Genomic DNA, 19,772 nt, shown 5'->3' on the forward strand with positions numbered 1-19,772 from the left:
TTTAAAGCGTAGCATAATCGACATTTCTAAGATTGCTCACTCGACGTTGCTCTCCATGAATGCCAAGCTGAAAACACGAAACTGGCAACATGGAGAGTCATCATGCATAGGACGTTCAACCGACTCGTGACCACGGGTCTTTTTCTTACTTCCCCACTCGTCTTATCTACCTCAGCCTTTGCTAACCAAGCGGCAGATGCGGTTGCGCCAGAGCACAGCACTGGCTTTGAGCAAAAGCTATTGGTCAAAGCGAAAGACTATATGGTCACAGCGGCCAACCCACTTGCAACCCAAGCTGGTGCAGATGTTCTTGCACAAGGTGGTAATGCTATTGATGCCATGGTTGCCGTACAACTGATGCTGGGCTTGGTAGAACCGCAATCCTCTGGCATTGGTGGCGGTGCCTTCTTAGTGTATTGGGACAGTGAGAAACAAAAACTGACCACGTATGATGGACGTGAAATCGCACCGCTCGCCGCGACGCCTAAACTCTTTCTAGATGACAAAGGACAACCACTGCAATTTTACGATGCGGTTGTCGGTGGACGTTCCGTCGCGACACCTGGCACAGTCAAGCTGCTGTGGGACACTCACCAGAAATACGGCAAGTTGGAATGGAAGAAGATCATCCAACCCGTGATTACCTTGGCTGAGCAAGGTTTCGAAGTGAGTCCTCGCCTCGCGAGTCTCATAGAGAAAGATGCCAAACGCCTATCACGCTTCCCTGCGACTAAGGCTTACTTCTTTAATCCAGATGGCTCACCAAAAGCCGAAGGCACATTGTTGAAGAACCCCGAATACGCGCAAACTCTGGCAGCAATAGCCGAACAAGGGGCAAAAGCTTTCTATCAAGGCGATATCGCCACAGACATCATCAAGACAGTACAGAATGCACCGGGCAATCCTGGCGTATTGGCACAACCTGACTTTGATGCGTTTCAAATCAAGCAACGTGAACCAGTTTGTGCAGCTTACCAAAACTATGACATCTGCGGCATAGGACCTCCAAGCTCTGGCGCATTGACGGTTGGACAGATTCTCGCGATCACCGAGCAATACGATCTTAAAGGTTGGGGAGCCGAAAGTGCGAAATCATGGCAAGTGATCGCCGATGCATCTCGTCTTGCGTTCGCGGATCGCGGTAAATACATGGCTGACCAAGATTATGTACCAATGCCAACCGAAGGCTTGCTTGATAAAGACTATCTCAAACAACGTGCTGAGCTTATTCAAGTCGGTAAAGCGTTGAGTAAAGTTGAAGCCGGCAATCCTCCGTGGTCGCACTCCATGAACTTAAGCATGGATCAATCAATTGAGCTGCCTTCCACCAGCCATTTCAATATCGTCGATAAGCAAGGCAATGTGGTTTCAATGACAACAACCATCGAGAATGCCTTTGGCTCACGCTTGATGGTGCGCGGCTTCTTGCTCAACAACGAACTTACCGATTTCTCCTTCCGCACGCACCAAGATGGTGTGCCAATCGCGAACCGCTTAGAACCGGGCAAGCGCCCACGCTCATCCATGGCACCGACCATTATGATGAAAGACGATAAACCCTACATGGCAATTGGCTCACCGGGCGGCAGTCGCATCATTGGTTACGTCGCACAAGCCATTATCGCCCACACACAGTGGGATATGGATATCCAAAGTGCGATTAATCAGCCACGACTACTGAATCGTTTTGGCACCCTAGATATTGAGCAAGGTACCGCTGCAGAAGGCTTACAGCCCGAGCTGGAGAAGATGGGTTTTAAAACTGAAGTTCGTGATTTGAACTCTGGACTGCATGCTATCCGTATAACTAAAAACGGCCTTGAAGGTGCAGCCGACCCAAGACGTGAAGGTACCGCTATCGGACAATAAGAGTCTTTCGCTCGCCCCCTTGTGCGAGATCTCTCACAAAGGGTTGAGCAAACCTCTCTTCTTTAATGGTAAAACCGCACAATAACGAAAGTAAGCCATTGAATTTAATGCTTATGTATCTTTTTTAAACGCTGAGAGAGTGAAAAAATGTGAGATTAACCCGTTGTTGGAAATCGTTAAACACGTAATATTAAACCTGTCGGAAGGATGCTGACACGGAACAGGAAACACCACGGACTTGGTGAACTTCAGGAAGAAGAAACGGTTATTCAGGATGAATAGTCGGGCATGGATTGCAAAATTGGACATTGAACGGAATCAATAGTGACTAGGATGGTTACTACTAAGGACGGGAAATGGACACCTCTGGACGAGGCAAGGATTTGAACATCAGGATGATGTCAGGGACACCGCTCAGGGAACAAGTGATGAGAGCTAACGAGGATGGTTAGCAGACCAGGATAAGGTCATTAAGGACACCGCTAGGAAGGCGACGTAAGGATTAAGCTGACGGATTCAGCACACTATCATGGATTAGATGCATGGAGCACTCTTAGTAGCCGGATTGCTGCGAGTAAGACTATAACCCCGATGGGCGCAAGCCCTCGGGGTTTTTCTTTGCCTAAAATTTTTCTCAGTAGATCTGCTGAAAACAGACATTCGCCACAACGCCCACCTTTCACGTCAAACGGTATAGTTAAATCGCGCTTTCGCACTCCATTTATCATTCCATTTTTTACTGCGTTAGCGACATGAAAACAGCACAAACAAAAAGAGCCGCCGAAGCAGCTCTTAAAGTTTTGGTCAAGCCTTACAGTTTCTCTAGTCGAGCGTAAGCAGTCACTAACCATTTAATGCCTTCACCGTTAAAGGCAATCTGTACGCGACTTTGTGGACCACTGCCCTCGAAGTTGATGATGGTGCCTTCACCAAACTTTGGATGCATCACACGAGAACCTAGCGTAAAGCCGGTTTCATTGAAGCTCTCTTTCACCGCCGTTTGACTAAATCGACCACTGCTTGCAGGACGGCTAACTTGCGCCTTCATGCGTACTTCATCTAAACAAGTTTCTGGCAGTTCACGAATAAAGCGAGACGGCTTGTGGTACTTATCCTGACCGTACAAGCGGCGCATTTCAGCATAAGTGATATACAGTTTCTGCATTGCACGGGTCATGCCTACGTAACACAGGCGGCGTTCCTCTTCTAAACGCCCTGCTTCTTCTGCCGACATTTGGCTTGGGAACATGCCTTCTTCCACGCCGACCATAAACACCAACGGGAACTCTAGACCTTTCGCACTGTGCAATGTCATGAGCTGAACCGCATCTTCAAACTCGTCCGCTTGTCCTTCGCCCGCTTCTAATGCTGCGTGGGTTAGGAATGCCGTTAGCAGTGACATGTCCTCGGCTTCTTCTGGTTTCTCGAATTGGCGAGTTGCCGTCACCAATTCCTCCAAGTTCTCAATACGCGCCTTAGACTTTTCGCCCTTCTCTTGCTCGTACATCGCGAACAAGCCCGAGTATTTGATCACGTGGTCTGCTTGATGATGAAGCGGCATCTCGATGGTGTCGTCTTCTAGTGCCGTGACAAGCTCGATAAAACGGCTCAGAGCACCAGCAGCGCGACCAGCGAGGACCTTTTCATCCAACATCGCCACACTCGCTTCCCACATGGTGCAACCACGATCACGCGCTGCAAAACGGATAGTTTCAAGCGTCTTATCACCCAAACCACGCGTTGGCGTATTCACTACACGTTCAAATGCCGCATCGTCGTTACGGTTGGCAATCAAACGCATGTAGCTCAAGGCATCTTTGATTTCCTGACGTTCGAAGAACCGCATACCACCGTAGATGCGGTAAGGCAGGCCGGCTTGAATTAACGCTTCTTCCAGAACACGCGACTGGGCGTTGTTACGGTAAAGCATCGCAGCATCATTCAGAGCTCCACCCTTGTCTTGCCACTCTTTGATTTTGTTTACTGCAAAACGGGCTTCATCCAATTCGTTGTAAGCGCTGTAAACCGAGATAGGCTCACCGACAACACCATCAGTCCAAAGCTCTTTACCCATACGCTCGGTATTATTGGCGATCAAAGCATTCGACGCTTCCAGAATGGTCTTGGTTGAACGGTAGTTTTGCTCAAGACGAATGGTATTCACGCTTGGGAATTCCCGCGTAAACTTCTCAATGTTCTCAATTTTCGCGCCACGCCAACCGTAAATCGACTGGTCATCATCACCTACGATCATCACATGAGACTCAGGGCCTGCCATCATACGTAACCAAGCGTATTGGATATTGTTGGTATCCTGGAACTCGTCCACCAAGATGTGCTTAAAGCGCGCTTGGTAGTGTTCACGGACGAACTTGTTGTCACGCAGTAGCTCATGTGCGCGCAGCAAGATTTCCGCAAAATCGACCAAACCAGCACGATCACACACCTCTTGATAAGCGGTGTACAGCTGTAGATATGTTTTGGTAACGGGATCATGGTAGGCATCGATATGCGACGGACGCAGACCTTCGTCTTTCTTACCATTAATCCACCATGCCACTTGGCGTGCTGGCCACTGCTTCTCATCCAGGTTTTGCGCTTTGATCAAACGCTTTAGCAGACGTTGTTGGTCGTCACTGTCGATGATTTGGAAATCTTCCGGTAGCTTGGCATCAAGATAGTGCGCACGCAGAATACGGTGACAAATACCATGGAAGGTACCATTCCACATACCGCCTGCACTGCCCATCATTAGCTCTTCGATACGCCCACGCATCTCTGTCGCCGCCTTATTGGTAAAGGTTACCGACATAATTGAGAACGGAGATGCTTGCTCTACCGACATCAACCAAGCGATACGGTGAACAAGAACGCGCGTCTTACCACTCCCTGCACCAGCAAGGATGAGCAAGTTTTCTAGAGGTGCTGCAACGGCTTCACGTTGTTTATCGTTCAAACCGTCGAGTAATAGAGATGGATCCATCATGATGAGAGCTACTGGTTATTTATACATAAAAATAGATTATAACCTAAACAACCTGTTCAGATTAGACAAAAATTCATAAAAAATTTGTCGATTTTTCACTCAAAATATCAATACGTTATATAAATTATCACCATTAAACCTATTTGTTTGGCAAATTTTTGTGAAAGTTTTTTAGTCCATTTCCTATCTTTTAAGTTAAGCAAGCTGATAGCAAAAACGCCAAAACAGGTGATTCATCTTGCCAACTTAAAGTAAAGGAAATCATTCAGAGGAATTTATTATGAAAAAGTCGAATCTAGCTGTTACTGCTGCGGTTACTGGTCTTCTAGCGCTTGGTGGCACAATGCTAACTGCAGCTCCAGCTGTCGCTGCTGAAAAAGAAAAATGCTATGGCGTTTCTAAAGCAGGTAAAAACGACTGTGCAACGAAAAGCAGCTCATGCGCTGGTACTGCTAAAGAAGACAACCAACAAGACGCCTTCATAGTCGTTCCTAAAGGGCTATGTGACAAACTAGCAGGCGGTAGCACTACTTCTTCATAATCTTCCATCGCTCGCTACTGTGAGGGTGCGTTGATGCTCACCAACGCATCCTTCTCTTCCCGCTCTATTTGAAAAGGAGTTTCACGTGAAACACCACACCTTCCACGACCTTGTTGGAGTTGGATTAAGAACCCCTCACCTCGATTACTTTAGTCAAAATAAGCCCGAGTTATCTTGGTTAGAAATTCACAGTGAAAACTACTTTCAACCCAACGCAGCAGAACGCCATCAACTACAAGCGCTTCGCGAGCAATACCAAATCAGCTGTCACGGCATTAGCCTGTCGTTAGGCTCCGTGGAGCGTGTGAATCAAAAGCACCTTGCTCAACTTAAAGCGCTGATTGACTCAATCGAACCGTTTCTTGTTTCTGACCATTTAAGCTGGAGTGAAAACGGCGGTCACTACTTCAATGATCTGCTTCCACTGCCATACACGGAAGAAGCGCTTAAAGTGTTCACTCGCAACGTGAATGAAGTACAAGACTATTTGCAGCGCGAGATCTTGATAGAAAATCCATCTAGTTATGTGAAATTCCAGCATTCGACCATCAGCGAATGGGAGTTTCTTACCGAAGTGCAAAAGCGCACTGACTGTCGTTTGTTGCTCGACTTAAACAACGTTTATGTGTCGGCCTTCAATCACGGTTTTGATTGCGACACATACCTAGATGCGATTCCAGCCGACAAAGTGGATGAGATTCACTTGGCAGGTTTTACCATCAAACAACTCGACAAAGGTGAGATTTGGATTGATACCCATAGCCGTCCAGTCAGTGATGAAGTTTGGCAGCTGTTCGCGCAATGGACAAAAAAACACGGTCCACGCCATGCGCTGATTGAATGGGATTTGGATATCCCTGCGCCAGAAGTCTTACTCGGAGAGGCACAGAAAGCATCGCAACTGTTGCTGCAAGGCACACTCCCTAACAAGCATAGTGAACCAAGGAAGGCATCATGAATCTAGCCACCTTACAAAGCCAGTTTGCTAAAGCCCTACACTATCAAGCACTGGGTGAAGATTGCGATATTGCCAGTGATGAGTTTACCGCGGATGAACGCATGCAGATTTACCGCAATAACTTTATCGTCAGCTTAAGTGAAGTGTTATCCGCGACCTACCCAATGGTTGAAGCGCTGCTTGGTGAAGAATGCTTTGTACAGATAGCTCGCCAGCATGTTCTCTCTTATCCATTAGAAGAAGGGAATGTGGTGCATTATGGCGAAGGCTTCCAAGACACCATCATGCAGTTCAGTCAGGTGATCGCACAAGCGCCTTACAGCCCTGAAGTCGCGCGCTTTGAATGGCATATCGACCTCGCTCGTCAAGCACAGTATGAACAACCCAATGCAGCAGAATTAAAACCGCTTACGTTACTTAGAGAAGTGAGTGAAGAGCAACAACCCGCTTTGGTTTTGCATCTTAAGCAAGGCTGCCGCAGCTTTGACTCTAGCTACGCAGTCTTTGATTTGTTTAGCGCAATTCAAACTGGGCAGTTCGAACAACTTAATATCAACCAATTACAGCAAGGTGTTATCTCGATTCAAGCCAATGGAGAAGCCTTGTGTCACGCACTCGATGCCGATGTGTTCCAACTGCTGCAATGTTTAGAGCAGAAGCAGAGTTTGAGCGAAGTACCTGAAGTTTTACTCGCTCATCTCAATAGCATCATGGCACTCGATCTCGTCGACGGCTTTACATTGAAATCAATCTAAGGAGCACTCTATGACGGATACGGTTAAAAACTTAGTCAATCGGTACGACGATTTAATCAGTACTCTACAAGCTGGCTTTGTCCCTTTACTACTTCTCTTTTGTCGCTTGTGGGTTGCATGGGTATTCTTCAATTCAGGGCTAATTAAAATCTCGTCTTGGGATAGCACACTGTATTTATTTGAGCTGGAATACCAAGTACCAATACTGCCATGGGAACTAGCGGCTTACTTAGGTACGGCAGCAGAATTAGTTCTACCCGTGTTCTTGGCACTAGGATTGATTACCCGCCCGATGGCTGCGATTCTGTTTGTGTTTAATATTATCGCAGTGGTCTCTTACCCACTGCTGTGGGAGAAAGGCTTTTATGACCACCAACTCTGGGGTTTGATGATTCTTATCGTCATTGTGTGGGGACCAGGACCACTGTCTCTCGACCATATCCTGAAGAAGAAAATTACCAACTAAAAAAATCCCCGCATGATGCGGGGATTTTTTTATTATTTGTTTAAGTAAGCCAGTAGCTCTTCAGCAGAGATGCCTTGCTTCGCGAGGTCTTTTGCCATCTGTTCTACTTGCTCGCCCTTACGTGACTCAATCACTTGCTGAAATTGATACACAAGATCACGTAATACTGGCACAGGAACTTGTTTTGCCGCGCTACGAATGCGCTCAGAGCTTTGGTTGCCTAATTCGTTTAGCAACTTACCAAACATCACCTTTTCTGGTGACTCTTCCATTTGCTCTAGGATACGAGCCATTTCATACGTGGTTAACGACATTACTTTATGAGTTCCGTTATGGTGTCGAGAATAGTTTGAATGACAAATATACACGCGTTAGTAACATTGGAAAATACTAAATTACCAAGTTTTACGCATTCACCAATTTCGTATGCCAGTTCTTACCAGCTTTGCTAAACAGAATCACCAACGCTGGAAGTAATACCCACATATGAATCGCAATCAGAGTTTGCGGCTCGAGTGACAAGCGTTGTAGCGTACCGACCAACAAACCTGCACCGCTCATCTGGAACAAACCAAGCAGTGCAGCCGCAGTACCCGCTTTATCACCAAACGGTTCCAACGCTTTACCTGCTGCGGCGCCAAGAATCCAAGCAAAGCCGACCGAAGAGATAAAGATTGGTAGCATGAAAGACAGCGCCGTGTTGTGCTCTTTCATCACCATCATGATCACACCAGCAATCGCAAGTAAGCAGATACCCACAACAAGCGAATTATGCGTACCCCAGCGATCCATAAATTTCGGTGCTAGCATACAAGCTGCAATATTAAATGCTGCGTTCAGACCAAACCAGAAAGTGAATTCATTCATCGACAGTCCCATACCTGTCATCAACACCACGGGGGCAGACGTTACGTAAGCAAGAATCACAGCCATCGCCATCAAACACAGTGATGCGTGGAAGATGAATGACGGCGTACTCAGCACTGCCCAGTAACGACTTAATTTAAAGACCGCTTGTTTCTCTGTGGCCGGGTTAGTTTCCTTCAGGCCCGAAAACATCAGCGCACCGGCAATAACAGCAAAAACAGCCATAAAGCTGAAGTTTGCACGCCAATCAAATTGCTGCGTTAACCAGCTACCAAGAATCGGCGCCAATGCCGGGATAAAGCAGATCGCACCGTTAAGGTAGCTGATCATTTTGCCGCTTTTTTCCGGACCAAAGATATCGCGAACTGTTGCAAAGGCTGCTACCGATGTTGCACACGCACCTAAGCCTTGTAGCAAGCGAGCCGCCAACATCCACTCAATATTTTGAGCACTCCACGCCAATAAAGCGCTCAATGCGTAGATGGTGATGCCTCCCAATGCAACAGTTCGACGTCCGAGTTTATCTGCCAAGGGACCAGCGAATAGCTGACCAACACCCATAGCAAATAGGAACCAAGTAATGGTGTCTTGTGCCAATGCATTTTCTACCTGAAAAGTGGATGCGATAAGAGGCAAAGCAGGTAGATAGATATCAATCGCAAGCGGACTGAACAGAACTAACATGGTCAACAGCGCCATCTGTTTTTTGCTATTTGTAATATGGCTAGACACAAAACACTCCAAATTGAATAAGAACTTTTGAGCAAAGCTTAATCATCTGATGATATGAATGGAAATGATGTATAATCATGACCATTATTCCAATAAGGAAAATCACTGTGAACGTAGAGAAACTGGCGCGTATCGACCTCAACTTACTGGTCTGTTTTAAGGTGCTAATAGAAGAGTTGAATGTCACTCGAGCAGCCCACAGACTTTGCTTGAGCCAGTCTGCCGTCAGCAAATCCTTAGCCAAATTGCGTACCCAATTTGATGACCCCTTATTCACTCGAAACTCTCATGGATTGACGCCAACACCGCGTGCTTTGTTCCTCAAACCGAAACTGGATCTGTTGATAAACCAACTTGAAGTACTTACTCAGCCCGAAGAGTTCTCTCCCCAAAGCAGTGAGTATCGTTTCCAAATCGCCGCAGTAGAGAGCGTCTATCCATTAATTCTGCCCCACTTCTTGCCTGCAATATTCCGGACGGCGCCAGGCGTGACCATCAGTACTCATTCTTGGTCGGAGCAAACATTTAAGATGATTCAACGTGGTGAAATCGATTTGGGCATGACAGGCAGAGACATCGACATCAACGATGCCAAGCTAACCATGCTACCGCCAGAGGACATTTGTGAACAGGAAATCTATCGCGACCACCAGATGTGTATCGTACGTAAAGACCACCCGACTTTGCGTGGTAATTGGAACTTAGAAACCTACCTAGCACTGCGTCATGTACAGGTACGTTGTGATGGCAACGATCGTTGGCTTCTAGACTATCGTTTAGCTGACATAGGTCGTGAACGTGATATCGCGGTAACTGTACCGGACTTTAACAGCGCGGCCAGTTTGTGTTCTTACACTGACTTCGTATTTACCGCGCCGAGCCACTTTGTGAAGCTGGCAGCCAAGCAGCATGACATGGCATTACTGCCTCTACCACTCGAATTCCCACCCATGGCTTACACTTTGTTCTGGCACCGAGACAGAGAAAATGACCCAGCTTTAACTTGGCTACGTACCATGATCACGCAAAAAACCGATCATCTTAGATAAAAATCCCGGACGCGATTTGCGCTCTTACGGTAAAATGAGTAGCTTAACAGTCGATAGTCCTTTTTGGCTCATCTATGGCCTGTTGTACTCCGACTCTATTGAAGTGATTGCGAACCTCAATAGAATCGTAAACTGCATGAAGCAGATGGAAACAGCTCCCACACCTGAGCATGAAGGAGCGGTAATTTGAAGGAATAACACAGATGCACAACGATACCCTAAGCCGCGTGAATGCAATTCGCGAATGGCTAGCACAACATAATATTGATGCCCTACTTGTCCCACATGAAGACGAGTATTTGGGCGAATACGTACCCGCGCACAACGAGCGTTTACTTTGGCTAACAGGTTTTACTGGTTCTGCTGGTGCTGCAGTTATCACCAAAGACAAAGCCGCTATCTTTGTTGATGGCCGCTACACGGTACAAGTAACAAAGCAGGTTCCTGCTGATCTATTCGAGTACCGCCACCTGATTGAAGAGCCTGCGCTAGATTGGATTAAAGATCATCTTGCAAATGGTGCGTCTGTGGCAATCGACCCTCGCATGCACAACTCTGCTTGGCTAGACATGGCACAGGCGAAACTTGCTGGTGCACTTGAGCTCAAGATTCTCGACAGCAACCCAATTGATGAACTGTGGCACGATCGCCCTGCTCCAGTGGTTTCTGATGTTCGTCTAATGGCAACACAAGCGGTTGGTCAATCAAGTGAAAGCAAACGCCAAGAAATCGCAGAGCTTGTAAAAAAAGCCGGCGCAGACAGCGCAGTGATCACGGCACTTGATTCTATCTGTTGGTTACTCAACGTTCGTGGCCTCGATGTATCACGTCTTCCGGTTCTGCTTTCTCACGCGATTCTGCATTCAGATTCAAGCGTGGAATACTTCCTAGATCCAGCTCGCCTACCTGCTGAGTTTGACGCTCACGTTGGTGCGGGTGTGACGGTTCATCACCCAGAAGCATTGCAAGCACGACTAGAAACCCTAACTGGCAAGAATGTACTGGTTGACCCTGCGACAAGTAACGCATGGTTTAAGCTGGTTCTACAGAATGCTGGCGCATCAGTGGTGAGTAAAGCTGACCCATGCCTAATGCCAAAAGCAGCGAAGAACGCAGTTGAAATCGCAGGCATGAAAGCATGTCATATCCGTGATGGCGTGGCGATGAGTAAGTTCTTATCTTGGTTAGATGCTGAAGTCGTCGCAGGTAACCTGCATGATGAAGCGACGCTGGCAGACAAACTTGAAGCGTTCCGTAGCGAAGACCCGACGCTTATGGATCTTAGCTTCGATACTATTTCGGCAGCCGGTGGTAATGCGGCGATGTGTCACTACAACCACGAGAACCAACCTGAGCCAGGTAAGCTAGAACTGAACACGCTTTACCTAGTGGATTCAGGTGGTCAATACCTAGATGGCACGACAGACATCACGCGTACTATTGCGATCGGTCAGCCTTCACAAGAGATGATTAAACAATTCACTCTTGTACTAAAAGGTCACATCGGTGTTGCTCGTGCACGTTTCCCGAAAGGCACACGTGGTTACCAAATCGATACGCTAGCTCGTCAGCACCTATGGGCGGAAGGCTACGATTACGATCATGGTACTGGTCACGGCGTTGGTCACTTCTTAAGTGTTCATGAAGGTCCGGCGAGCATTTCGAAGAAGCAAATCGACGTGCCTCTAACAGAAGGTATGGTGCTGTCCAACGAGCCAGGTTACTACCGTGCAGATGCGTTTGGTATCCGTATTGAAAACCTAGAGCTTGTTGTTGAAACACCTACTAACGGTGACTTCCCTGTTCTGTCATTTGAGTCGCTAACACGCTGCCCAATCGATAAGCGCAATATCAACGTTGATATGCTAACTCGTCCAGAACTTGCTTGGCTGAATGATTACCATCAGAAAGTATGGGATGAGATTAGCCCACTAGTTGAAGGTGATGTGAAAGAGTGGCTTCGTCAAGCAACGCTACCTGTAGCACACAACTAGAAGCTAGAAGCTAGAAGCTAGAAGCTAGAAAAAAGTAGTGGGTTGATGTTTTGCATCAACCCTCTTTTCTTTACTTATGTTTCACGTGAAACATAGCGATGACCAGTGACTCTATTTGTTGCTTAACCAGAATACGCCGAGTGCCAATCTCGCCACACAGGGTCAAATCCTTTGGCTCGTATCATATCTTCCACAGAACCTGCACTTCGCTCATCGCTGATCTCAAACTGCTCGAGTTCAACATCATCCATCGCATAACCCCCCGGCTGAGTTTTAGATGCAGCAGACATACTGGTGATGCCTAACGGTAATGCATTGTCTCTGAACTTCGGTGATTCACGAGTCGATAATGACAACTCCACCTCTGGATTCAACAAACGATAAGCGCAAATCAACTGAACAAGCTGCTTATCCGTCATGACTGATTTTGGCTGCTTTCCGTTTAAAGAACTGGCTCCCTCACAAGGACGTAAACGCGGAAAAGAAATCGAGTAACGAGTCTGCCAATATGTGCGCTCAAGATACTCCAAGTGCGCTGCCACATAAAAACAATCTGTACGCCACTCTTCTAATCCTATCAAAGCGCCAATACCGATCTTATCGATGCCCGCTTTTGCAAGACGATCGGGTGTATCCAATCGGTATTCGAAATCCATCTTGTTGCCACGCAAATGGTGCTCGGCGTAAGTCGAAGGATGATACGTTTCTTGATAGACCATCACCGCATCCAAACCCAATGTCTTGAGCTCAGCGTATTCGTCTTGATCTAGCGGCTGTACTTCCATCGCCAAATAATTAAAGCGTTGCTTAATCATCGGCACCATTTCGCGAAAGTATTTCATGCCTACTTTGGTTTCGTGTTCGCCAGTCACCAGCAATACGCTATCGAACTTCATGCGTTTGATGGCTTCGACTTCTGCAGCCACTTCGTCCCTATTCAAGGTACGACGCTTGATTCTGTTCTCCATCGAGAAGCCACAATAAGTACAAGCATTGGCGCACAAATTAGAAAGGTACAATGGAATATAAAGCGACATGGTATTACCAAAACGCTTGCGAGTTGCCGAGTATGACAGTTGTGCCATTTGCTCTAAGTACGCTTCAGCCGCTGGTGAAATTAGCGCTTTAAAGTCTTCCAAGTCACGCTTGGGTTTATTCAATGCTCGCTCAACATCTTGTGCCGTTTTCGCATAGATCGACATCGAAATGTCATCCCAATTAAGCTGCTTAAATTGTTCAACGAAGCTCATGTTTTCCTCGCTTATTAGCTAAACCAATCTAGGACTAAAGCTCATCTAGGAATGACGTCAGTGGACTCGACGCAACCGCATGAGAAACCTTACCTGCAAGTCCGGCTTCATAAGCCATACGCCCCGACTCTACCGCCAACTTAAATGCCCTCGCCATCGCAACGGGATCGCTTGAAGCCGCAATCGCGGTATTGACGAGCACGGCATCCGCACCCATTTCCATCGCACGCGCGGCATGTGAAGGAGCACCAATACCCGCATCAACAACGACAGGAACATTAGCTTGGTCGATGATGATCTCTAGGAAATTGTGAGAAACTATCCCTTTGTTGGAACCAATCGGCGCACCTAATGGCATGACTGCAGCACAGCCTACTTCTTCCAATCGTTTACACAGAACCGGGTCAGCATGACAATAAGGAAGGACAATGAAGCCCTCACGAACCAGTTGCTCAGCGGCAGCAAGTGTCTCAATTGGATCGGGCATCAAGTACTTCGGGTCTGGATGAATTTCCAGTTTTAGCCAGTTAGTACCCAACGCTTCTCGCGCCAGTTGCGCAGCAAACACAGCATCTTTAGCATTCTTTGCACCCGAGGTGTTCGGCAATAAGTTCACACCCGCTTGTACTAACGGCAGCAAAATATCGTCTTGTTGGTCGTTCACATCCACACGCTTCAACGCCATGGTCGCAAGTTGAGATCCCGACACTTGAATCGCTTCTGCCATTAATCGGCTGTTGGCAAACTTCCCTGTTCCCGTGAACAGTCTTGATTCGAATTGTTTATCACCAATTTTAAGCATCGACTTTAACCCCCTGCGATCGCTTGAAACAAAGAGATGCTATCTCCCTGTGAAAGAACTGTGCTAGCCCACTCACTGCGCGGCACAACATTGTTATTAATTGCAAAAACACAGCCCATTTCAGGCAGCGCAAATTGACTAATGATTTGCTGTAGACTCGACTTACTGGCGACTTGATGTGACTGGTCATTGATGACAATAGTGATCACATCTAAGTCAGCAGCGATCATTTGTGTTGCTTGTTGTTCTGATAACGTCATTGCTTCCAACTCTCTTAATTCTGCCCATTATTCGTAAGCTAAACCTGAGCACACACTTGGCACTGTTTGTCTTTGCTTATCGCCATGGTTTGCCATTGCAGTTTCAATCCATCAAACAGGTGCAACTTGGCAGTCTCAACATGAAACTTTCCCGTCGCCAGTTTTTGAATTGCCGCTATCGCTTGGTAGTTGCCAAGTGTCCCCACCACCGGACCGACGACACCGCTCTCACTGCATTTTTGCGTTTGCGGTAATTCATCGAACGGATACAAACAGCGGTAACACGCTTTACTCTGCGCTTCTTGTTCACTTGGTGTTTGGTAATCAAAGACAGCGAATTGCCCTTGCCAACCAATTGCTGCCGCCGAGATGAGCGGCGTATTTTGTTCGCAACAAACTTGGTTAATTAGCTGGCGTGTTGGCATGTTGTCGGTGCAATCCAACACCACATCCGCCAACATCACCTCAAGCTTCAGCTGTGCTTTGTCTAATCGCTTATTGAGGGCACGAACTTGGACCATAGAGTTAAGTTCAGTAAGTTGTTTTACAGTTGCTTTTGTTTTCGCAACTTGGAGGTCTTGTTCACGATAAATGATCTGACGTTGTAGGTTACTGCTATCAACTTCATCGTCATCAACCACAACCAATTTACCAACGCCCGCTGACGCCAAGTACAAACTCGCAGCGCTCCCCAATCCGCCACAACCGATGATCAGCACATGCGATTTGCTCAAACGCTCTTGCCCAACTTCGGCAATTTCAGGTAGAGCGACTTGGCGCTGATAGCGAAGGAACTGCTTATCCGTGAGCATGCTCGCCTCTCTTGGTATCCACCAATTCACAATTCTGATCAGTAAACGTTAGCAGTCTTTCCTTCATCAGTTGTGCGAAGCACTCGATGACGGACTGAGGTGATTCTGCCAACGTAATAGCACGCACTACTGCTAAGCTAGAAACACCTGTTTGCCAAACTTGGTCAGCATTAGATTGGTCAATGCCACCAATCGCGACCGTCGGAAAGCCAAGCACATTGCCAGTCACAGTTTTGTCTTTCGAAGGACGGAAAGCCAGATCTTTGTTTCCGTAAGGAATGCTATCAATCAGCTTTTGATACAGTGCCAAGCGCACCAAACCTTGTGGTTTCGATGGCATCTGTTTTGTGGTGGTTGGGAAAATATGCCCTAGCGCGATGTAACTAGGATGAATTTGTACGATGCGCAGTAGCTCATAATAACCATGAGTAGAAAGACCAAGACGAATACCGGCTTTAGTTAGCTGAGCCAAATTCGATTCTTCTATATCTTCTTGTCCTAGGTGAACGCCATAAGCGCCATGCTTGATTGCCAACTCCCAATAGTCATTGATGAACACTTGTGCTTGATACTGACGACCTAGCTCAATTGCTCGAATGATCTGTTGTTCTAAATCGGCTTGTTGTGGGTTCTTGATTCGCAGTTGAATAGTGTTGATGCCTAGTGGCAGTAAACGCTCAATCCACGCAACATCATCAACGACTGGGTAAAGCCCTAAACTTTGCTTAGTTAGACTTGGAAAGCTAACACTCTCGCCTTGTGCAGACCAACCAACTTGAATACCTAGTCGGTTATCCTCCAGTACAGGTGTGGGGAAATCATCAAATTGATCAGCCCACTGAGAAGATCGTCCCTCGTCAAGGTTGTCATTCGATAGTGTTTCACGTGAAACATTTGCTTGTTGAGCTAGCATTCCTCGAGCAAGTGTTAACGCATCTTCGATAGGAAAATCGAGTACTGTCAGCGTTACTGTCCAAGCAAGGTGATGTGCGGGATCGAACATTGCGTTGAGTTTGGACTTAACAGAAAGCGCTCTCACTTCGTCGTTGATTGGGTGACGCCAGATATCAAGCTGAAGCACTTTCTCCTTTTCATCGGAAACCTGCGTATCAGCAATGCCAATATAAATCGCTTTCGACGGTTGCTTAGCACACGCTTCTACCGACAAAGCAGAACGGTAATAGAGAGTAAATGAACACTCAGGCTCAAAGTTATATCCACCAATAAGGTCAGTCGTTATATGTGTAATCTGTTGGTCGCGAACAAGCTGAATAGATTGAGTTGGGCTCACACCCAACTCAACGTCTTCTATGCTAAAACCCTGTTCTTTCGCCAACAACAAACATTGTTGAACTAAACCTGTTAGTTCAATCAATGATGACGGAATAAGGATTTTGCTCATTAGTCACTTACCTCGGCATGTGCTGCTGGGTGGTATAACTCAGAACCTGTGTCTCTAAATTCTTGCGATTTCTGACGCATCCCCTCAAGAGGATCATCCAGCATTTTGATCGATATAGCTTGGTCCGCAGCAACTTGCTCAGTATCTTTCGCATACTCTCGTACCTCTTGCGAGATCTTCATGGAGCAGAACTTTGGTCCACACATCGAACAGAAGTGAGCAACTTTGCCAGACTCTTGAGGCAAGGTTTCATCATGGAAAGCACGAGCGGTATCTGGGTCGAGCGACAAGTTAAATTGGTCTTCCCAGCGGAACTCGAAGCGAGCTTTAGAAAGCGCGTTATCACGAACTTGAGCACCAGGGTGCCCTTTTGCTAAATCAGCAGCATGAGCTGCAAGCTTGTAAGTGATCATACCTACTTTCACGTCTTCTTTGTTTGGTAAACCAAGATGCTCTTTAGGCGTTACGTAGCAAAGCATCGCACAGCCATACCAGCCAATCATGGCAGCGCCAATACCTGAAGTAATATGGTCGTAACCAGGAGCGACGTCTGTCGTCAATGGACCAAGGGTATAGAAAGGAGCTTCATGGCAGTGCTCCAACTGCTCTTCCATGTTCTCTTTGATCATATGCATTGGAACATGACCAGGACCTTCGATAATCACCTGTACGTCGTATTCCCACGCAATCTTGGTTAACTCTCCAAGGGTACGAAGCTCAGCAAATTGCGCTTCGTCGTTAGCATCGGCAACCGAGCCAGGACGCAGACCATCACCCAGAGAAAGTGCCACATCATACTTAGCGCAGATTTCACAGATCTCTCGGAAGTGGGTATATAAGAAGCTTTCTTGGTGATGCGCTAAACACCATTTCGCGATGATAGAACCACCACGAGAAACGATGCCGGTAACGCGTTTTGCTGTCATTGGCACATAGCGAAGTAGTAAACCGGCATGAATAGTGAAGTAGTCAACGCCCTGCTCTGCTTGCTCAATCAGAGTATCGCGCATCACTTCCCAGTTAAGGTTTTCCGCAACACCATTCACTTTCTCAAGCGCTTGGTACATAGGTACGGTACCGATCGGAACCGGACTATTACGCAAAATCCACTCGCGAGTTTCGTGAATGTTACGTCCAGTAGAGAGATCCATAACGGTATCTCCACCCCAGCGCGTCGCCCACACTAGTTTCTCTACTTCTTCCTCAATCGAAGACGTCACCGATGAGTTACCAATATTGGCGTTCACTTTGACCAAAAAGTTACGTCCAATGATCATTGGTTCAGATTCTGGGTGGTTGATATTAGAAGGGATAATCGCGCGACCTTCGGCGACTTCTTTACGCACAAACTCGGCGGTAATATCTTTTGGAAGATTCGCTCCGAAGCTTTGACCTGGATGTTGTTGATTCAGCACTTCATCGCGGTATTGAGCACGCCCCATATTTTCACGTAGAGCGATGTATTCCATTTCTGGGGTGATTATACCTTGGCGAGCATAGTGCAATTGAGTCACGCACTGCCCATCTTTGGCACGTCGAATACGTGGCAGATTTCCGTAACGAAGCTCGTCTAGAGTTTCATCTTCTAGGCGCTCTTTGGTGTATACCGAGCTTACTTCATTAAGTAGTTCAGTATCGGCACGCTCTTCAATCCACCCTTCTCTCAGCTTAGGTAAGCCGTTGTAGAGGTCTATGGTGTGTTCTGGATCTGTGTATACACCCGAGGTATCGTAAACACGTACTGGCTCATTAGGCTCGAAAATAGGCGCTTCTTTTGTGCCTCCAATAAGGCTATCAGCGAGTGATATTTCACGCATTGGCACACGAATATCAGGACGTGAACCCTCTACGTAGACTTTGCTTGAATTTGGGTACGGTTGTACCGAGAGTGTATCAATGAACTGTTTTGCTTCCAGTCTCGCTTGCTTGCGACTCGACATAGCATTTTTCCTTGCTTTGTTATGCTTAGATAAAAAGTATTGGGATAAAAATGCTTGGCGGATAGATGCGACAAGAGGAATCGAATTAAGGACAAGTTGAGCGGATGCTCTTCGTCTATAACAACATTCGACTATTTGATAGGTCGACCAGATAGAACTCTGGTGTAGATATCTTCTCTTGTTCCCTTCGCAGATTCTAATCTGATCAGGTTCAACGGATCCCGAATTAACGGTCTCAGCCTTATGGCACTCCGACAAGTGAAATCAGTATATAAAAACGGCTTGGTTAAACCAAGCCGACCTGATTAAGATTTGAGTGTTTTTGCTAGCTACGCATCAATAATTGGAAACCAATCCACGCAGCTGAAATGCTTAACACGACATTCAGCAATACGTTCAAGCCCATCTTAAAGAAAGCGCCCTGCTGCATAAGCAACACGTTATCCATCGAGAAAGTAGAGAATGTGGTTAATGCGCCCAAAAAGCCAAGGCCGATGATTTGACGCCATGGGTCAGTGACCATTAACTCAGTTTCAAAAGCAGCAATCAGTAGACCCATAATAAATGAGCCAACAACGTTAACCGTTAATGTACCGTATGGAAAACCACGACCAAGTAGCATCACACAAAGTTCAGAAATTAAGTAACGAGAACATGCACCAAATGCGCCGCCTAATGCAATAAAACCCAAAATGGATAGTTGCCCCATAATTCCCCCAGAAAAGTTAATGGCGACATTGTAATCAAATTTACAGTAAGTTTGTTGAAACAATCTTAGAATTCAACAAAGGTTTACATTGCTATCTTAATAATATTCAAAAGTTACAGGAGTCACTTTTAAACTATTTTAAATGGCATTGCTTGAGATTGTGCATTAAGTAAGCATCAGAGAGAACTTGAAATTATCAATTGGCCATTAAAGACCATCACTTAGAATGTGTAAAATTTAAATACGAAAAAGCCCTAGCATTACTGCTAGGGCTTTGTCTGAATAAGTGGCGGAGCGGACGGGACTCGAACCCGCGACCCCCGGCGTGACAGGCCGGTATTCTAACCAACTGAACTACCGCTCCGCACTGGTTAGACATT

Annotated in this window: 17 protein-coding genes, 1 tRNA gene and 1 riboswitch; of the genes, 7 read left to right on the top strand and 11 right to left on the bottom strand. The window is 46.7% G+C overall.

Features of this window, described 5'->3' with window-relative positions; all coding sequences use genetic code 11:
* Positions 1 to 102 precede the first annotated feature (102 nt).
* Positions 103 to 1,869 (top strand): gamma-glutamyltransferase, encoded by a 1,767-nt coding sequence (ggt, locus tag ACTS60_RS09960; RefSeq protein ID WP_440888099.1) that lies wholly within the window; start codon positions 103 to 105, stop codon positions 1,867 to 1,869.
* Between the two features lie 811 nt (positions 1,870 to 2,680).
* Here the strand turns inward: ggt and uvrD are convergent.
* Positions 2,681 to 4,855 carry a DNA helicase II gene (uvrD, locus tag ACTS60_RS09965; RefSeq protein WP_440888100.1) on the bottom strand — a complete coding sequence of 725 codons (2,175 nt, stop codon included), beginning with the start codon at positions 4,853 to 4,855 and terminating at the stop codon, positions 2,681 to 2,683.
* A 280-nt stretch (positions 4,856 to 5,135) separates the two neighbouring features.
* On the opposite strand from uvrD, the gene ACTS60_RS09970 reads away from it, so the two are divergent.
* The 4 genes from ACTS60_RS09970 to ACTS60_RS09985 all read left to right on the top strand — a co-directional run bounded on the left by ACTS60_RS09970 (position 5,136) and on the right by ACTS60_RS09985 (position 7,575).
* Positions 5,136 to 5,396 (top strand): BufA1 family periplasmic bufferin-type metallophore, encoded by a 261-nt coding sequence (locus ACTS60_RS09970; RefSeq protein ID WP_440888101.1) that lies wholly within the window; start codon positions 5,136 to 5,138, stop codon positions 5,394 to 5,396.
* 85 nt (positions 5,397 to 5,481) lie between these two features.
* Positions 5,482 to 6,354 (top strand): MNIO family bufferin maturase, encoded by an 873-nt coding sequence (bufB, locus tag ACTS60_RS09975; RefSeq protein ID WP_440888102.1) that lies wholly within the window; start codon positions 5,482 to 5,484, stop codon positions 6,352 to 6,354.
* Positions 6,351 to 7,109 (top strand): HvfC/BufC N-terminal domain-containing protein, encoded by a 759-nt coding sequence (locus ACTS60_RS09980; protein ID WP_440888103.1) that lies wholly within the window; start codon positions 6,351 to 6,353, stop codon positions 7,107 to 7,109. The genes bufB and ACTS60_RS09980 overlap by 4 nt, the downstream gene beginning before the upstream one ends.
* Positions 7,110 to 7,119: 10 nt before the next feature.
* Positions 7,120 to 7,575 (top strand): DoxX family protein, encoded by a 456-nt coding sequence (locus tag ACTS60_RS09985; RefSeq protein ID WP_211915716.1) that lies wholly within the window; start codon positions 7,120 to 7,122, stop codon positions 7,573 to 7,575.
* 32 nt (positions 7,576 to 7,607) lie between these two features.
* Here the strand turns inward: ACTS60_RS09985 and tsrA are convergent, their stop codons facing one another.
* Complete coding sequence (tsrA, locus tag ACTS60_RS09990; protein ID WP_005443411.1) at positions 7,608 to 7,889, bottom strand: H-NS-like global regulator TsrA; 282 nt, start codon at positions 7,887 to 7,889, stop codon at positions 7,608 to 7,610.
* A gap of 91 nt (positions 7,890 to 7,980) precedes the next feature.
* Complete coding sequence (locus ACTS60_RS09995; protein WP_440888104.1) at positions 7,981 to 9,174, bottom strand: multidrug effflux MFS transporter; 1,194 nt, start codon at positions 9,172 to 9,174, stop codon at positions 7,981 to 7,983.
* Positions 9,175 to 9,281: 107 nt separating this feature from the next.
* On the opposite strand from ACTS60_RS09995, the gene ACTS60_RS10000 reads away from it, so the two are divergent.
* Together ACTS60_RS10000 and ACTS60_RS10005 are read left to right on the top strand one after the other, a co-directional pair.
* Positions 9,282 to 10,223 (top strand): LysR substrate-binding domain-containing protein, encoded by a 942-nt coding sequence (locus tag ACTS60_RS10000; RefSeq protein ID WP_440888105.1) that lies wholly within the window; start codon positions 9,282 to 9,284, stop codon positions 10,221 to 10,223.
* 203 nt (positions 10,224 to 10,426) lie between these two features.
* Positions 10,427 to 12,217, top strand: coding sequence for an aminopeptidase P family protein (locus ACTS60_RS10005; protein ID WP_440888106.1), 1,791 nt, complete (start codon positions 10,427 to 10,429; stop codon positions 12,215 to 12,217).
* A gap of 122 nt (positions 12,218 to 12,339) precedes the next feature.
* On the opposite strand, the gene thiH is transcribed toward ACTS60_RS10005, so the two are convergent.
* From thiH to ACTS60_RS10045, 8 genes are all read right to left on the bottom strand, one after another.
* Positions 12,340 to 13,467: a 2-iminoacetate synthase ThiH gene (thiH, locus tag ACTS60_RS10010; protein WP_440888107.1), complete on the bottom strand. Its 1,128-nt coding sequence runs from the start codon at positions 13,465 to 13,467 to the stop codon at positions 12,340 to 12,342.
* Positions 13,468 to 13,501: 34 nt separating this feature from the next.
* Positions 13,502 to 14,269: a thiazole synthase gene (locus ACTS60_RS10015; RefSeq protein ID WP_440888108.1), complete on the bottom strand. Its 768-nt coding sequence runs from the start codon at positions 14,267 to 14,269 to the stop codon at positions 13,502 to 13,504.
* 5 nt (positions 14,270 to 14,274) lie between these two features.
* Entirely contained in the window at positions 14,275 to 14,529 is a 255-nt protein-coding gene (gene thiS, locus ACTS60_RS10020; RefSeq protein ID WP_071236516.1) for a sulfur carrier protein ThiS, read from the bottom strand.
* Between the two features lie 38 nt (positions 14,530 to 14,567).
* Positions 14,568 to 15,341 (bottom strand): HesA/MoeB/ThiF family protein, encoded by a 774-nt coding sequence (locus ACTS60_RS10025; protein ID WP_258472698.1) that lies wholly within the window; start codon positions 15,339 to 15,341, stop codon positions 14,568 to 14,570.
* The gene (locus ACTS60_RS10030) at positions 15,328 to 16,743 is read right to left on the bottom strand and encodes a thiamine phosphate synthase (protein ID WP_440888109.1); all 1,416 of its coding nucleotides are present in this window, start codon (positions 16,741 to 16,743) and stop codon (positions 15,328 to 15,330) included. The genes ACTS60_RS10025 and ACTS60_RS10030 overlap by 14 nt, the downstream gene beginning before the upstream one ends.
* Entirely contained in the window at positions 16,743 to 18,683 is a 1,941-nt protein-coding gene (gene thiC, locus ACTS60_RS10035; RefSeq protein WP_440888110.1) for a phosphomethylpyrimidine synthase ThiC, read from the bottom strand. Before thiC ends, ACTS60_RS10030 begins: the two co-directional genes overlap by 1 nt.
* A 165-nt stretch (positions 18,684 to 18,848) precedes the next feature.
* Positions 18,849 to 18,947, bottom strand: a riboswitch (TPP riboswitch).
* A gap of 61 nt (positions 18,948 to 19,008) precedes the next feature.
* The gene (gene crcB, locus ACTS60_RS10040; protein WP_005535872.1) at positions 19,009 to 19,392 is read right to left on the bottom strand and encodes a fluoride efflux transporter CrcB; all 384 of its coding nucleotides are present in this window, start codon (positions 19,390 to 19,392) and stop codon (positions 19,009 to 19,011) included.
* Between the two features lie 287 nt (positions 19,393 to 19,679).
* A tRNA-Asp gene (locus ACTS60_RS10045) sits at positions 19,680 to 19,756 on the bottom strand.
* Between the last annotated feature and the right edge of the window lie 16 nt (positions 19,757 to 19,772).

This window comes from Vibrio sp. WZ-1, assembly GCF_052037695.1.
Lineage (GTDB): Bacteria > Pseudomonadota > Gammaproteobacteria > Enterobacterales > Vibrionaceae > Vibrio.

Excerpts from the sequence above, each read along its gene's own strand:
- ggt (WP_440888099.1), top strand. The coding sequence starts at position 103 with ATGCATAGGACGTTCAACCGACTCGTGACCACGGGTCTTTTTCTTACT.
- uvrD (WP_440888100.1), bottom strand. The coding sequence starts at position 4,855 with ATGATGGATCCATCTCTATTACTCGACGGTTTGAACGATAAACAACGT.
- ACTS60_RS09970 (WP_440888101.1), top strand. The coding sequence starts at position 5,136 with ATGAAAAAGTCGAATCTAGCTGTTACTGCTGCGGTTACTGGTCTTCTA.
- ACTS60_RS09980 (WP_440888103.1), top strand. The coding sequence starts at position 6,351 with ATGAATCTAGCCACCTTACAAAGCCAGTTTGCTAAAGCCCTACACTAT.
- ACTS60_RS09985 (WP_211915716.1), top strand. The coding sequence starts at position 7,120 with ATGACGGATACGGTTAAAAACTTAGTCAATCGGTACGACGATTTAATC.
- tsrA (WP_005443411.1), bottom strand. The coding sequence starts at position 7,889 with ATGTCGTTAACCACGTATGAAATGGCTCGTATCCTAGAGCAAATGGAA.
- ACTS60_RS10005 (WP_440888106.1), top strand. The coding sequence starts at position 10,427 with ATGCACAACGATACCCTAAGCCGCGTGAATGCAATTCGCGAATGGCTA.
- thiH (WP_440888107.1), bottom strand. The coding sequence starts at position 13,467 with ATGAGCTTCGTTGAACAATTTAAGCAGCTTAATTGGGATGACATTTCG.
- ACTS60_RS10015 (WP_440888108.1), bottom strand. The coding sequence starts at position 14,269 with ATGCTTAAAATTGGTGATAAACAATTCGAATCAAGACTGTTCACGGGA.
- thiS (WP_071236516.1), bottom strand. The coding sequence starts at position 14,529 with ATGACGTTATCAGAACAACAAGCAACACAAATGATCGCTGCTGACTTA.
- ACTS60_RS10025 (WP_258472698.1), bottom strand. The coding sequence starts at position 15,341 with ATGCTCACGGATAAGCAGTTCCTTCGCTATCAGCGCCAAGTCGCTCTA.
- ACTS60_RS10030 (WP_440888109.1), bottom strand. The coding sequence starts at position 16,743 with ATGAGCAAAATCCTTATTCCGTCATCATTGATTGAACTAACAGGTTTA.
- thiC (WP_440888110.1), bottom strand. The coding sequence starts at position 18,683 with ATGTCGAGTCGCAAGCAAGCGAGACTGGAAGCAAAACAGTTCATTGAT.
- crcB (WP_005535872.1), bottom strand. The coding sequence starts at position 19,392 with ATGGGGCAACTATCCATTTTGGGTTTTATTGCATTAGGCGGCGCATTT.